The sequence below is a fragment of the Haloferula sp. genome (assembly GCF_049672945.1).
Classification (GTDB): Bacteria; Verrucomicrobiota; Verrucomicrobiia; order Verrucomicrobiales; family Akkermansiaceae; genus Haloferula.
The window spans coordinates 34,879-48,716 of record NZ_JBATWY010000218.1 but is presented as its reverse complement, the minus strand read 5'-3'; the positions used below and the strand labels follow the sequence as shown (position 1 = coordinate 48,716).

General features: G+C 58.1%; 13 protein-coding genes and 1 tRNA gene. 11 read left to right on the top strand and 3 right to left on the bottom strand.

All coding sequences use genetic code 11. The features are described from left to right. Positions 1-17: 17 nt before the first annotated feature. The 7 genes from WBG04_RS19145 to WBG04_RS19115 all read left to right on the top strand — a co-directional run bounded on the left by WBG04_RS19145 (position 18) and on the right by WBG04_RS19115 (position 6,206). Positions 18-1,901, top strand: coding sequence for a POT family MFS transporter (locus tag WBG04_RS19145; protein ID WP_424316324.1), 1,884 nt, complete (start codon positions 18-20; stop codon positions 1,899-1,901). A gap of 2 nt (positions 1,902-1,903) precedes the next feature. After that, positions 1,904-2,710, top strand: a complete 807-nt coding sequence (locus tag WBG04_RS19140) for a TatD family hydrolase (RefSeq protein WP_424316323.1) — start codon at positions 1,904-1,906, stop codon at positions 2,708-2,710. Between the two features lie 79 nt (positions 2,711-2,789). Continuing rightward, on the top strand, positions 2,790-3,209 hold the full coding sequence (locus tag WBG04_RS19135) for a LysM peptidoglycan-binding domain-containing protein (RefSeq protein ID WP_424316322.1): 420 nt from the start codon (positions 2,790-2,792) through the stop codon (positions 3,207-3,209). Positions 3,210-3,236: 27 nt separating this feature from the next. Further along, positions 3,237-4,187: a hypothetical protein gene (locus WBG04_RS19130; protein ID WP_424316321.1), complete on the top strand. Its 951-nt coding sequence runs from the start codon at positions 3,237-3,239 to the stop codon at positions 4,185-4,187. Between the two features lie 170 nt (positions 4,188-4,357). Further along, a complete protein-coding gene (locus WBG04_RS19125; protein ID WP_424316320.1) occupies positions 4,358-5,068 on the top strand; it encodes a BlaI/MecI/CopY family transcriptional regulator in 711 nt (236 codons plus the stop codon). Positions 5,069-5,209: 141 nt separating this feature from the next. Continuing rightward, a tRNA-Val gene (locus WBG04_RS19120) sits at positions 5,210-5,284 on the top strand. A 58-nt stretch (positions 5,285-5,342) separates the two neighbouring features. Next, positions 5,343-6,206 carry a transglutaminase family protein gene (locus tag WBG04_RS19115; RefSeq protein WP_424316319.1) on the top strand — a complete coding sequence of 288 codons (864 nt, stop codon included), beginning with the start codon at positions 5,343-5,345 and terminating at the stop codon, positions 6,204-6,206. Between the two features lie 54 nt (positions 6,207-6,260). On the opposite strand, the gene WBG04_RS19110 is transcribed toward WBG04_RS19115, so the two are convergent. Continuing rightward, a complete protein-coding gene (locus WBG04_RS19110; RefSeq protein ID WP_424316318.1) occupies positions 6,261-7,334 on the bottom strand; it encodes a phosphate acyltransferase in 1,074 nt (357 codons plus the stop codon). Positions 7,335-7,416: 82 nt separating this feature from the next. On the opposite strand from WBG04_RS19110, the gene WBG04_RS19105 reads away from it, so the two are divergent. Next, positions 7,417-8,211: a histidinol-phosphatase HisJ family protein gene (locus WBG04_RS19105; protein ID WP_424316317.1), complete on the top strand. Its 795-nt coding sequence runs from the start codon at positions 7,417-7,419 to the stop codon at positions 8,209-8,211. Here WBG04_RS19105 and WBG04_RS19100 read toward each other — a convergent pair. Further along, positions 8,208-9,542 (bottom strand): alkaline phosphatase family protein, encoded by a 1,335-nt coding sequence (locus WBG04_RS19100; protein ID WP_424316316.1) that lies wholly within the window; start codon positions 9,540-9,542, stop codon positions 8,208-8,210. The two genes, WBG04_RS19105 and WBG04_RS19100, sit on opposite strands and share 4 nt — an antisense overlap. Further along, entirely contained in the window at positions 9,524-9,763 is a 240-nt protein-coding gene (locus WBG04_RS19095) for a hypothetical protein (protein ID WP_424316315.1), read from the bottom strand. The genes WBG04_RS19100 and WBG04_RS19095 overlap by 19 nt, the downstream gene beginning before the upstream one ends. Before the next feature lie 2 nt (positions 9,764-9,765). Between WBG04_RS19095 and glmM the strand changes: the two genes are divergently transcribed. From glmM to glmS, 3 genes are read left to right on the top strand one after another with little or no spacing between them, the layout of a single operon-like run. Next, positions 9,766-11,121, top strand: a complete 1,356-nt coding sequence (gene glmM, locus WBG04_RS19090; RefSeq protein ID WP_424316314.1) for a phosphoglucosamine mutase — start codon at positions 9,766-9,768, stop codon at positions 11,119-11,121. 17 nt (positions 11,122-11,138) lie between these two features. Next, positions 11,139-11,954, top strand: coding sequence for a hypothetical protein (locus WBG04_RS19085; RefSeq protein ID WP_424316313.1), 816 nt, complete (start codon positions 11,139-11,141; stop codon positions 11,952-11,954). Positions 11,955-11,991: 37 nt separating this feature from the next. Continuing rightward, positions 11,992-13,833: a glutamine--fructose-6-phosphate transaminase (isomerizing) gene (gene glmS / locus WBG04_RS19080; RefSeq protein WP_424316312.1), complete on the top strand. Its 1,842-nt coding sequence runs from the start codon at positions 11,992-11,994 to the stop codon at positions 13,831-13,833. Positions 13,834-13,838 lie beyond the last annotated feature (5 nt).

Here is a 13,838-nt window from a genome sequence, read left to right as displayed (position 1 = left end):
GGGAATCCCCAACTTCGATGAGCTACCGCACCTCACCCGCCGATCTGAAAGGCATGCCACCCGGCGTGCCCCACATCATCGGCAACGAAGCAGCCGAGCGTTTCTCATTCTATGGCATGAAGGCGGTGCTCGCCGTCTTCATGACCAACTACCTCCACCTCATGGACGCCACACCCGGCACTCCCATGAGCACCACCGAGGCAACCGCCCACTACCACCAGTTCAATTTCTGGGTCTATGCCACCCCGATCTTCGGGGCCCTGCTGGCAGACATCTTTCTCGGCAAGTACCGCACCATCATCCTTCTCTCAATCGTCTACTGCGCCGGACACGCAGCGCTCGCCTTGATGGGGACTTCGGGCTATTCGGGAAATTGGCTGATTGCCGGACTCGTCCTCATCGCCATCGGCTCCGGCGGCATCAAGCCATGCGTTTCAGCGCATGTCGGCGATCAGTTCGGCGCCAAGAATGCCCTTCTGTTGCCACGCGTCTTCAACTGGTTCTACTTCTCGATCAACATCGGAGCCTTCGTCTCGATGCTGCTCACGCCCTGGCTACTTGAGTGGTATGGACCCCACTGGGCCTTCGGTGTTCCCGGGGTGCTGATGGCGATTGCAACCTTCGTCTTCTGGCTCGGTCGACATCGCTTCATCCACGTTCCTGCCCACGGACTCGGTTACCTCCGCGAAATGTTTTCCCGCAAGGGGCTTCCGGCCCTCATGAAGCTCGCACCCCTCTACCTCTTCGTTGCCATCTTCTGGGCACTCTTTGATCAAACCGGATCCACTTGGATTTTCCAGTCGCAGGACATGGACCGACGCTTCCTTGGCATGGACTGGCTGCCTTCACAGATCCAGTCGATCAATTCCATCTTCGTCCTTACCTTCATTCCGCTTTTCGCCTATGTCATCTATCCGGGCATTTCCAGAATCTGGACGCTCACGCCCCTCCGAAAAATCTCTCTCGGCCTCTTCGTCATGGCTGGCTCCTTCGCTCTCATCGCACTCATTCAGGAATGGATTGATGCGGGTCAGCGACCGAATATCTCCTGGCAAATCCTCGCCTACGCACTGCTGACCATCTCCGAGGTGATGGTCTCGATTGTCGCCCTCGAATTCGCCTACACGCAGTCACCTAAGACGATGAAGTCCACCGTCATGTGCTTCTACCTGCTGGCCGTCGCACTCGGAAATCAGATCGTCGCCCAGATCAATCACTACATCCAGATTCCTTCGGCCGCCAACGAGCAGCTCGAGACCGCCATCCAGGGTCTTGAACCCGATTGGAGGGATTCCCCCCGCTCCGTGATCCTTGGCGGCTACGACGAGATCACCGGAACCGACGACGACTTCATCGCACGCATCGCCAAAGGGGGATCTAGCAGCATCGAAATTCCCGGAAGCGAGCAATATGGGAAAACACTGGAGAAACTCCGCACCATCCTTGGACCCACCGATCACTTCCCGGAAGATGACGCCTTTCTCGCCGCAAACGGCAATCAACTTGGCGACGATCCATGGGGAAACCCGATCCGTTACGAGCGGCTCAACGCCACCACCGCAAGACTCATCTCTGCCGGACCCGACAAGACCCCAAACACCCTCTGGGACCAGGGTTACCTGCTGACGAACACTCCGCCCGAGCCACCAGCCAAATCATCGTGGACCGACAAACTCCACCCCGAAAAGTCATGGCTTGAGCGACGCCAGGAAACTCTCGGTTTGAAATCGTCCGAGCAAGGCATCGAAGACCACTTCGAGTTCACTCCATTTTCAGGTGGCCAGGTGAAACTCCAAGGTGCCCCTTATTTCCGGTTCTTTACCTGGTTGATGCTTGGCACCGCCGTCGCCTTCATCCCTTTCACGCTGTTCTACAAACCGCGTGACATCCTGCAGGACTGACGATGCTCACCGATTCCCACTGCCACCTCGCGTCCCACAAGTTTCCGCCAGAAGAAGTCCAAGCCCTTCTGGAGCGCGCAGAGCAAGCGGGAGTCACCCGCATTGTCAGCCTTGCGACATCGCTCGACGACATCGAGGCCAATCTGGCGATAGCGGCCGATCACCCCCAAGTGCACGTCTGCATCGGCATCCACCCCTGCGATGTCCATCACGCTCCCGAAGACGTCATGGATCATCTTCGGCCCCATCTCGCCGACTCAAGGGTCTGCGCCGTAGGCGAAACCGGCCTCGACTACTATCACCCCGCACCCGAGGGCTGGAGCGAAGAGGCGTTTCGCCAACTTCAGCGAAAGCTTCTGGAAGCCCACTTCGTGATGGCCAAGGAAGCCGGACTGAATGTCGTGATCCACACCCGCGACCGAAATGGTGACGCCTCATTCCAAGATGCCCTTGTGATCTATCGGCGCCATGCCAGTTCGGTTCGTGCCGTTTTCCACTGCTTCATCAGCACCGAAGAAAACGCCAGAGCCGTCATCGATCTCGGAGGGCTCGTCTCATTCGGCGGAGTCGCCACTTTCAAGAATGCCCCTGAGGTCCTTGCAGTGACAAGCTCACTGAATCCCGGTGAGTTCATGCTCGAAACCGACTCGCCTTACCTCGCACCCCACCCTCATCGGGGTCAGCGGAACGAACCGGCCCATACGCGCATTGTCGCTGAGAAAATTGCCCAGGCTCGCCATCATTCCCTGGAAAGTCTGGCTCGCGAAACGAACCGGGCCGCCTTTGGGTTTTTCCGCGGAATTGAATAAATCCCCGTCCCGGCATCGTTTGTTGGACGGAACCTTCTCAGTTCTTCACAAATCCAAACCAACCTGATACTCCATCGTCATGTCGATCATTCGCCACCTCACCACCTTGACTTTCATCACCACCCTCTGCTCCTGCGGACTCGGTGGTAGCGACGAGAACTACGACACGACAGGAGGAGGATACGATACCTCTGATCCCTACGGCGTTCCCCATGACGGCGGTGTCGACGCAGCTCCCTACCAGCAGATCAACCCACCCGCTGATGCCAACCCAACCTACGGTGCCGCAGCCTACGAGGAAACGGCACCCGTTCCTCACTCCCCACCCGCGAGCATGCCCGCCACCGCCAGCACCCATGTCGTGGTCAAGGGGGACACGCTTTGGGGCCTGAGCAGAAAGTACAATGTCTCAGCCGACGCCATCCGTGCCGTCAACGGCATGGCCGCGGGCGACAACAACATTCGCCTCGGGCAAACGATCAACATCCCCTCCCAGTGAGGGGCCAATGCTTTTTCCTCCTTCGGAATGAGATGCCTGACCCTCTCCCTGCTCTTTCTCGGGCATCTGCTCGCTGAAGATGCGGAACCCGACCCCTACGCGGGGCTCAACCCGCTGCAGGTGGCCATCGAGCAAATGCTCTCTGAACGGGACTCTCCCGAGGCGCTGGAAAAAGCCATCGCGAAAGCGCGGGAACAGGGTGCGAGCGAACAGTCCATTCTTGAAGCACGTTTCATCTACCATGTCGATCGCCGCGAGGATGATTTGCTGGCCAGGATGGCGCCCCTGTTCGTCGAACGCCGCAACAAGTTCGATCTCTCCGAGTCCGAAATCTTCGGCATGCGCGAGGATTGGCTCGCCGTCGTCGAATACGTTCAAGCCATTGCGGCACTGAAGAACAACGACAAGGCCGCCTTCAAGAAGCACATCACCGAAGCCTTCTGGCTCAGCCCAAAACAGGGCGTCGCCTTCGCTCCCCACATCGAGCGCCTCCGTCTCGACGAATCGATGAAGAAGGTCAAAGTCGACTTCACTCGTCGCTTCACCACTATGGACGGTGAATCAGTCGCCCTTGCCACGCTGGTCGAGAACAAGAAGGCCCTGCTCTTCCACTTCTGGTCACCCTGGAGTCGCGAATGCGAAGCCAGCATTGACGACTTCATCGCCAGCGCACAAGAGATCACCGACAACGACGTTGCAGTGATTTCCGTTCTGGGTGACGCCTCACCGGAGGTGATCACGGATACCGAGGCGATTTTCTCAAGCTTGTCCAAGAGTCCTCCCGGAGTCTGGATCCGCGATTCCGAGAAGGCTTCACTAAGCCAACTACTGCGCATCCAGAACGTTCCAATGATGGTGCTCGTAGGCCTGGACGGCAAAGTAATCTTCAACGGACATCCGGCTGAGAACCGCTTGTGGCAAAGCCTCGAGGGCATTTCCCCGGAAATCGAGAGACCAGCACTCGACAGCGGCCACTGACGCAATACTTCTACTAGATCATTAGTAGCTCATGATCGCTCCAAGACTCACATAGGAATTTGAAACGCTTCGAAGGCAGTCAGGAAGTCCTAAAAATCTTGTAAAATTAACTTGACGGCATTTACCCCTGCAAGCTTTATGGTATCACGAAATTGCCTTTCGGAACCATCATGGCAAAAACATCCCAACCATCGAACCTTGAGTTGCAGGCACTGTCAGTGCTTTGGCACGAAGGCCCATCCACGGTAAGCACCGTACTTGACGCGTTGCCCGACGGCAAAGAGCGCGCCTACACTACCGTCCTTTCGGTAATGCAAAGTCTTGAACGAAAGAATCTCGTCAAGCGCAAGAAATCGGGACGTGCTCATGTCTATGAAGCCGCCCAGTCGAAAGACCGTGTCGTCGACCACGCGACGACTGACTTTTTGACCAATGCTTTCGGGGGCCGTCTCGGAGAGGCGATCCTCACGCTACTCTCGTCCGGAACTTTGACTCCGGAAGAGAAAACAAACATCGAACGCGAACTAAAAAGACACAAAGCCATGGCTGCTAGAAAGAAAGCAAAGAAGGCCTCAAAGAAGGCCGCTAAAAAGAAGGTTACGGTGAAGAAGAAAACCGTAAAACGCGCTACCAAAAAGGTGGCAAAGAAGGCCAAGAAGGCCGCTAAGAAAGTTGCCCGGAAGGTGAAGAAAGCGAAAAAGAAAGTCGCTCGTAAGGCCAAAAAGGCAGCGAAAAAGGTGACCAAGAAAAAAGTCGCTCGCAAAGCCAAGAAGGCCGCCAAAAAGGTCGCCAAAAAGGCCAAGAAAGCCGCCAAAAAGGTAACCAAGGCCAAAAAGAAGGTCGCTCGGAAGGCCAAGAAGGCCACAAGCCGCAAGAAGTAATTCTTCCGATTCTTCCAGAAGATTTGGAAAGGCGGGGAGCTAATCGCCCCCCGCCTTTTTTTATCTCAAAAAAGATCTTTGCAAGACCCCCGGCCACTACCTAGCCTCCCGCCACTCTTCCGGGGGATTCCTCCAAATAACGCGCGGTTAGCTCAGCGGTAGAGCACCTCCCTGACACGGAGGGGGTCACTGGTTCGATCCCAGTATCGCGCACCATCCCCTCGGGGATTTGGACACTTGGCCATCCTTCGGCTCACCCTCAAAGCCATCTCCCATGTCGCTGAACGGCCCTCCGCCCACTGCGGACTCCCTGCTTCTTCTACTTCGCCTGATTGACGACGAGACCCCCGAGGTTCGTGACTCGGTATCCTCTGCCCTCGAAGCTTTCGGTGGCGACGTCAGCGAACTCCTCAGCCAAGGCTCCCTCCGACCCAGTGCGCAAGAATTGGCCATCCTTGCTGAGCTTCTTCATCCATCCCGCCGTGAACGTTTGCGGAAAGAATGGGTGGTCCCCGCCGGAGGCGTGACGGCTTTTGGAGAGGACTGGGATTCACTGGAAGCCCTGCTAAGGATTCTCTCGGACTTTCTTCACGACGGCGTCAGCTTGCGTCAACCTCTGGGTGATGCGCTTGATCTCCTGGCAGAGGACGTCGAACCTGCCTTTGTGCAGGACGGTTGCGCGGGATTGTGCAAGGCCTTGCTCGGAGGTGGTCGCCTTGTGGCTGATCGCAAGGGTGAGATGGATCCGAAACTCCTCGACCTCGCGGCTGTCATCGCGGGCAGCCCATCAAACTCATTCGGACTCGGCATGATACTCCTGCTCGTCGCCCAGCGACTCGATGCAGCGCTCATCGGTGTCAGTCTACCTGGAGCCTTCTTCTGCCGCTATGAATCGGAGCAAGGTCAGATTCTGCTCGATCCTTCGCTGGGGGGAAAACCCGTTGACCCGGCAGAATTCACCCACCGGATCCGCCGCTACCCGAGGGAGATCCGGATGCTTGCCGGACGCGCTGTCGTGCCTGGCGAACTCCTACTACGAACGACCGAGGAACTTGCTACGGCATTTGCCGTCATGAACCTGACGGACGACGCCGAACTCATGGAGGATCTCGTAGACAGCCTACTGCCCAACTCGTAGCCAACGCGGGTTGCCGTGAGCCTGGTGTCCACGAACGATTGTTGCCTGCCTTGATCAGACTTCCCCGTCGGGATAGGCCTCGTGATACTTGATCGCCTCCACGCCGACCGCCGCTGCCGTCCCGAAGATCGTCTCCTCACTCGCGGTTCTCGGAACCTGCGCCGCCGGTCGGGCCAGGCCAACCAGGATTTGCCCGAAATTGAGCGCACCCGCGCAGTGCTGAAGCAGCTTCAGAGAAATGTGTCCGGCATCGAGGTTCGGAAACACGAGCACATCCGCTGACTGACGAACTTCCAGATTGGGGAGCTTGATCTCCGCCGCGGCTGGATCGAGCGCCACGTCCGCCTGCACCTCCCCGTCGATCAGCAGGTCCAAGTGCTGCGAACTCACCCGTTCGCGAGCCAAAGCCACACCTGCTGCCACTCTAACCGCATCCGGTGTTGAAGCCGAGCCCTTCGTCGAATGACTCAACATCGCCACCTGAACCTTCCGGCCAAGGAAGTGTCTCGCGATCTTGCCGGTTTCCACGGCGATTGACGCGAGTTGCTCGACCGACGGTTGCGGAATCAACCCGCAGTCCGCGAGAAACAACAAACCACTGCCACCAAAATGCTTCAAATGAGGCGCCGCCAAAATGGTGAGTCCATACATTTTCGGAACCTGCGGCAGCGGCTTGATCATTTGGATCAACGCTCGGAAAAGGCTCGCCGGGAGGGCTTGGTTGCCACCGACAAGCGCATCGGCCTGCCCGTATTGCACCATCATCGCTCCGAAATAGTGCGGCCTACCCACCATCTCGGCAGGGTCGATGATCTTGAGTTTGCGAAATCTGGAAATCTTGAGGAGCCGCTGGCAAAACTGGGTGAAATCCCCGGACGCCTTCGGTTCGATCACCTTCACGAATGTCAGATTAACTCCGTTGTCGCTCGCCAACTTCAAAATCCTGCCACGGTCACCGAGAAGAATGGGCACCGCAGCTTCGGCCTTCACCAGCCTCTCCGCCACTCGCAGTATCCGTAAATCCTCTCCTTCCGTAAAAACGATCCGCTTCGGATGGCGGCGGAGCTTCTCGATCAAAGGTTCAGTGAAGGAGGCGGCAGCTTGAGCTTGGCTTGATTCGTCAATCATCAGAGAATGCACGGGATTCCGCGCGACTGCGTCACTTTAGAACCGTTAAGCAATTCGCCGCAACTCGAAACCCCGCAAAGCCTTGCCGGCAGATTATCACACCCACACGCCACTCTGCCACCATGCCGAGGGTGAGCCCGAAGCCTTCATCGACGCCGCCATGGCCGCGGGCGTCTCGGAATATGGCATTTCAGACCACGCTCCTGCCAAACCGGAACCCTTCGACGATTGGAGAATGCTGGAAAGGGAGCTACCCGCTTATTGGAAATGGATCGAGCGCGCGCGGGAGCATGCAGCCGGGCGACTGCCCATCCGCAGCGGCTTGGAATGCGATTGGCTCCCTTCCTGCGAAGGTTGGATCAACAATCTCGGCCAGCGCTACCCTTGGGACTACCTGATCGGTTCGGTGCACTACCTCGATGATTGGGACTTCGACAACCCGAAGTGGCTTGGACGGTGGGCGGAAAGCGATATCGAGCACGTCTGGTCCCACTACTGGCAAACGTACAGCCGTATGGCGGAAAGCCGCCTTTTTGACATCCTCGGACACCCGGATCTCGTCAAAAAATTCTCCTACCGGCCACCGGGTGACCTCGCGCGCTTCTACGAACCCGTCATCGAAGCGATTGCTGAATCAGGCAGTGCGATCGAGCTGAATACCGCCGGCTGGCACAAGCCATGCGCCGAAGCCTATCCTGAACCACGGTTTCTCGAACTCGCCTTCGCCGCCGGCATTCCACTCGTGATCTCGTCCGATGCTCACGCCCCCGACGAGGTCGGCCGCGAATTCCCACGAGCCATCGAACTTGCGAAAGCCGCCGGCTATCGCGAAACGCTCACCTTCGAAGCACGACAAGCCTCTTCAGAGCGGCTTTAGCCAGCGACCGCGCGGACAATCTCATCGTAGATGTCTTCCGCACGAGAGACTTTGCCCGATGCACCCAGAATCACAGGCTGCTCCCCGGGTTCGACCTCGTCACGGCCGTGCGATCCCCTCACCAGGCTCGCATCGAGCGGGATCACATCGAGCAGGCCTCGAAAGCCGAGCTTCTTCTTGAGTAGGAACCGGGCGATCTTCCACTTCGGACACTTGATCGCCGGATCAATAAAGAGCTCAACCGGATCATAGCCTGGCTTGCGGTGGATATCGACCGTCCGGGCGAAATCCGGGGCCAACTCGTCATCCAGCCAGTAGTAGTAGGTGAACCAGGCATCCGGCTCAGCGACCACCACCAGGTCACCGCTTCGATCTCCATCCAGAGACTCTCTGACTTCGGAAACTCCTTCAATCCCCTCGAGAAACTCCTTCAGCTCAGCACTCGCTCCCCCTTTGGCATAAACATGGGCAATCTGATGATCAGCCACCGCAAAGACCTCGGAGCCGCCGGCATCCAGCGTTTCACGACCCAGTTCGTTCTTGATTTGAAGCCAGCCCTTTTCACGAAACAAGCGGTTGAGGTGGATCGGCCTGCTGACTGGTGAGATGCCATATTCGCTCAATACGATCACTCCCACATTACCAGACTCATAGTAGTCAATCAGATCGCCTACCACCTCATCGATCTGGCCCAAGGCTTCACTTGCTTCCGGCGTTCCCGGACCATGCTTCTGAAGACTGTAGTCCAGATGCGGAAGGTAAACCAGGCTGAGGGTCGGCGACGCCTTCTCTTCCGTCCACTTCGCGGCTTCAGCAATCCATCGCGAGCACGCGATGCCTGCAGCCGGACCCCAGAAGCTGGGAAAAGGAAACTCACCCAGCGCGGACTTCACCTCCTCCCTCCAGCCCATGGGCTGCGTGTGAATATCGAAGACCTTTCTCCCATCGGCGGGATACAAGGGCCGTGGAGTCATCGAATAATCCACCGTCGAATACATGTTGTACCACCAGAACAACTTGGCGCAGGTAAACCCCGGAATCCTTTCCCGCAGTTCGTCCCACAGCTTGCGACCCCTGACGAGGTGATTGCTCTGTTTCCAGAAGCGGACCTCCGCACTTTCACGATCATACCACCCATTGGCGACAATCCCGTGATCCGCTGGAGGCTTGCCGGTGAGCATGGAAGACTGCGCCGTGCAGGTCACCGCCGGAAAGGCCGGCCGGAAGGACTGTAATCCCGATCGCTCGGCGAATCGGGTAAGACGAGGCATCCCCTCGCCCAGGAGGGATTGGGAAAGCCCCACCACGTTGATCACCGCAAGCCGCTGCATGCGGCGAAGCGTCCCACCTCGAACGGCTCGTGACAATGCCCCAGCTCATCTTTCCAGCGGACGCCAATTCTCCCACCGGCATCCTGAAGGAGGACCACTGCAGGCCCCAAGATCAGCGGACCGTCGACCGATTCCTCCTTGATCGATGAAATTTTCCCGAACAAGCTCCGCCACCACTCCCCGAAGGCGATGGACTCACCCCATGACCTTCCTGATCCCATTTATGAAACTCTTCGGAACCGACGGAATCCGCGGTCGCGCCAACGAATTCCCCATTACTCCCGAAGTCGCCTTGCGGGCAGGCAAAGCCGTGGCGCAGGTTCTCCGTTCATCGGACGCCACACGGAACCGCGTGGTGATCGGCAAGGATACGCGGATCTCCGGCTACATGCTCGAGACGGCTCTGACCTCCGGACTCGTTTCTGCAGGCATGGACGTCCTCCTCCCTGGCCCCCTGCCGACTCCAGCAATCGCCCACCTGACGAAATCCATGGGCTGCGCGGCCGGCATCATGCTCACCGCTTCCCACAACCCGTATGAGGACAATGGACTGAAAATTTTCGGCCCCACCGGACACAAGCTCGGAGATGAACTGGAGGCTGCCATCGAGGCCCACATTCTTGGCGACCATTCTGAGTCCCCAGCCATGTCGGCCGGGAAGATCGGGAAAGCAAAGCGGATCGATGATGCTCGCGGCCGGTATATCGAGTTCGCCAAACATACCGCCGACAACATCTCCTTGAACGGGCTCAAGATCGTCGTGGATTGTGGTCATGGTGCCGCCTACTCCATCGCCCCGCTGATCTTCGAAGAGCTCGGTGCCACCGTCATCAAGACGGGTTGCGAGCCCAACGGGATCAACATCAATGCCGGATGCGGTGCCCTCCACCCGGAAACCGCCGGTGCCCTCGTTCGCGAACATCAGGCCGACCTTGGCATTTCGTTTGATGGCGATGCCGACCGGGTGATTTTCACCGACGCAACCGGCACCCCCATCTCGGGAGACCGGGTGATTGCCCTCTGTGCCCTTTCATTGAAGGATCAGGGCCGACTGCATGGAAACACGATCGCAGCCACGGTGATGAGCAACCTCGGGCTACATGAAGCCATGCGTCGCGAAGGCATCGAGGTGATCACCACCCAAGTCGGCGACCGCCACGTCATCGAAGCCCTGCGCAAGCACTCCTACTCATTCGGAGGAGAAAATTCGGGGCATCTTATTTTTGCCGAGCACGCGACCACCGGAGACGGCATCCTATCCGCCCTCCAAGTCCTCGGAATGATGAAGCGCAAGGGTGCGGCGCTTGCTGAACTCGCTGCCTGCATGCGTGAGTTTCCCCAGCAATTGCTCAATCTTCGGGTCAACTCAAAGCCCCCTCTCGAAGGGCTATCCGGGCTTCGCCAATTGATGCAGGAAGCCAATGACACCTTCGGCGAGGCCGGCCGTCAGCTTATTCGTTACTCCGGCACCGAGAATAAGATTCGGATCCTTGTTGAGCATCGGGATGCCGATATGGTCGACCTGTGGATCGGCAAGTTCGCCGCCGCAGTCGAAGAAGATATCGGGGTCCCCGCCTGATTCGAAGAAACAGACCCATGCCGCTTTCGCAAAAACACCAGATCGAGGAGTTTCCAGTGGGAAACCGCGCTTTGTCAGACCATCAGGACCGACTGGCCAAGGACGGACTGCATTTCCATCCTCACGCCTGGCTCAGCGAATCCGATCTCGACTCTCTCACGAACAACGGTCACCGAACCCTTGTGGATGCCCGTCAAACACCACTCGCATGGATGGGTGACTATCCGTCCAAGGAGAATTGCCTGCAGGCAAGCGATTCGTTTCTCATCATCCACCCTTGGGACTTCCTGCGTGCAAACGAACTCTACGTCGGTGCCCTCAGCGAGTCCGTGATCGACGGAGAAGTGCATCCCATGGCCAACATCGACGGCTTTGTTAGAATTGGCAGCGGCACACGCATTCTTCCCGGCGTTTTTATCGAAGGAAACGTGGTCATCGGTTCCGACTGCAAAATTGGACCCAACTGCTACCTCCGCGGCAACACCTCGATCGGTGATCGCTGCCACATCGGCCAGTCGGTCGAGATCAAAAATTCGATCATCCTCTCGGACACCAACGTCGGGCATCTCTCCTATATCGGCGACTCGGTGCTGGGCAGAAAGGTCAACCTCGGTGCCGGAACCACCACTTCCAACCTGAGACACGACGGAGCCAACCACCGCAGCATGGTCGACGAGACTCTTGTCGACACCGGCCGCCGCAAGCTGGGTGCCATCATTGGTGATGGCGTCCACACCGGCATCAACACTTCCATCTACCCCGGCAGGAAACTATTCCCCAACACCTCGACCCGCCCGGGAGAAATCGTCCAACACGATCTCCACGCTTCCTGAATCTTCACACCTCGGCTTCTTCCATAATTTTTCAATCATGTGCGGCATCGTCGGATACATCGGTAAATCACCTGCTCCCTCCATCCTTATCAGTGGTCTTCGCCGACTCGAATATCGAGGCTATGACTCCGCCGGTATGGCCGTGCTCGAGGACGGAAGCATCATCGTTACCAAGTCACCCGGCAAGGTCGCATCCCTCCAGGAAAAGGCCCGCGCGGAATGGCCGAGCGAACGCTTCGAGAATGCCTCAACCGGAATCGCGCACACCCGCTGGGCCACCCATGGTCCTCCGACCGAACTGAATGCCCATCCGCATCTCGACGAAACCGGCGCCATTGCTCTCGTCCACAATGGGATCATCGAAAACTATCGCCCCCTTCGGGCCCGCCTAGAGAACAAGGGGCACCACTTCGTCTCGGAAACCGATACCGAGGTGCTCTCCCACCTGATTGGCGAGAGTTACAAGGGCGATCTCTTTCAAGCCGTCTGCGATGCCCTTCACCAAGTCGAAGGCACCTTCGGCATCGCAGTCATTTCCGCGAAAGAGCCTGGCAAAATCATCACCGCTCGGCGCGGAAGCCCGATCGTCATCGGCGTGGGCGACGGCGAAACGATCGTCGCCTCCGATGCCTCGGCCATCATCTCGCATACGCGTCAGGTCATCTATTTGGAAGACAATGACATCGCTGTCGTGACGGCAAACGACGTCGAGATCCGCGACCTCGATCAGGTTCCGGTGACCCGTGAGATCGCCGAGCTGGGCTACGATTCCGGCGCGACCGAAAAGGGCGGCTTCGAGCATTTCATGCTCAAGGAAATCCACGAGCAACCTGAGTCCCTTGCCAATGCCATCCGCGGACGGCTCGACTTCAATCTCGGCACTTCCGTGCTTTCGGGAATGGGCACCTCCGCGCGCGATCTTTCGGAAATCCAACGGGTCGTCTTTCTCGGATGTGGAACGTCCCTCCACGCCGGACTCGTCGGCGAATATGCCTTCGAAGACCTCGCCGACATCCATGCCGAAGTCGAGCAGGCCGCCGAGTTCCGCTACCGCAATCCGATCATCAGCCGGTCGGACCTGGTCGTCGCCATTTCCCAGTCGGGAGAAACAGCCGACACCCTCGCCGCAGTTCGCGAGGCCAACCAGAAGGGTGCCTTCGTGATGGGCCTCTGCAATGTGGTCGGCTCCACCATCGCGCGTGAAACCGGTCGCGGCATCTATCTCCACGCCGGTCCGGAAATCTCCGTCGCTTCGACCAAAGCCTTTACCTGTCAGGTCGTCGTGATGCTGATGATGGCACTCAAGATGGGACGCAGCCGTCGCTTTTCACGTGAAGAGGGCATCAAACTCGCCCGTGAAATCGAACGCGTTCCCGAACTGGTCGAAAAGACGATCCAGCAAAGCGACAAGATCGCCGAAATCGCTGCCCGCTACGCCCAGTGTGAGCACGCTTTCTTCATCGGGCGCGGCTATCTCTATCCGGTCGCCCTCGAAGGCGCGCTCAAACTCAAGGAGATCTCGTACATCCATGCCGAGGGCTACCACGCCGCCGAACTCAAGCATGGCCCGATCGCCCTGCTTCAAGAAGGCACTCCCGTGATTGCTCTGGCCACCGATATTGCCGGCAAGGACAAGACCCTTGGAAACGTCGAAGAGTGCCGCGCACGTGGCGCCCGCATTCTCGGTGTCATTACTGAAGGAGACAAGGAGGCTGCCGAATTCATGGACGACGTGATTGAAGTGCCGGCTTGCCACCCCTTGGTCTCCACGATTCCAACCGCCGTTGCGCTCCAGATCCTCTCCTACCACATCGCTCATGCCCGTGGCTGCGAGATCGATCAGCCTCGCAATCTCGCGAAATCGGTGACCGTCGAATAAGCTCG

Excerpts from the sequence above, each read along its gene's own strand:
- WBG04_RS19145 (WP_424316324.1), top strand. The coding sequence starts at position 18 with ATGAGCTACCGCACCTCACCCGCCGATCTGAAAGGCATGCCACCCGGC.
- WBG04_RS19140 (WP_424316323.1), top strand. The coding sequence starts at position 1,904 with ATGCTCACCGATTCCCACTGCCACCTCGCGTCCCACAAGTTTCCGCCA.
- WBG04_RS19135 (WP_424316322.1), top strand. The coding sequence starts at position 2,790 with ATGTCGATCATTCGCCACCTCACCACCTTGACTTTCATCACCACCCTC.
- WBG04_RS19130 (WP_424316321.1), top strand. The coding sequence starts at position 3,237 with ATGAGATGCCTGACCCTCTCCCTGCTCTTTCTCGGGCATCTGCTCGCT.
- WBG04_RS19125 (WP_424316320.1), top strand. The coding sequence starts at position 4,358 with ATGGCAAAAACATCCCAACCATCGAACCTTGAGTTGCAGGCACTGTCA.
- WBG04_RS19115 (WP_424316319.1), top strand. The coding sequence starts at position 5,343 with ATGTCGCTGAACGGCCCTCCGCCCACTGCGGACTCCCTGCTTCTTCTA.
- WBG04_RS19110 (WP_424316318.1), bottom strand. The coding sequence starts at position 7,334 with ATGATTGACGAATCAAGCCAAGCTCAAGCTGCCGCCTCCTTCACTGAA.
- WBG04_RS19100 (WP_424316316.1), bottom strand. The coding sequence starts at position 9,542 with ATGCAGCGGCTTGCGGTGATCAACGTGGTGGGGCTTTCCCAATCCCTC.
- WBG04_RS19095 (WP_424316315.1), bottom strand. The coding sequence starts at position 9,763 with ATGGGATCAGGAAGGTCATGGGGTGAGTCCATCGCCTTCGGGGAGTGG.
- glmM (WP_424316314.1), top strand. The coding sequence starts at position 9,766 with ATGAAACTCTTCGGAACCGACGGAATCCGCGGTCGCGCCAACGAATTC.
- WBG04_RS19085 (WP_424316313.1), top strand. The coding sequence starts at position 11,139 with ATGCCGCTTTCGCAAAAACACCAGATCGAGGAGTTTCCAGTGGGAAAC.
- glmS (WP_424316312.1), top strand. The coding sequence starts at position 11,992 with ATGTGCGGCATCGTCGGATACATCGGTAAATCACCTGCTCCCTCCATC.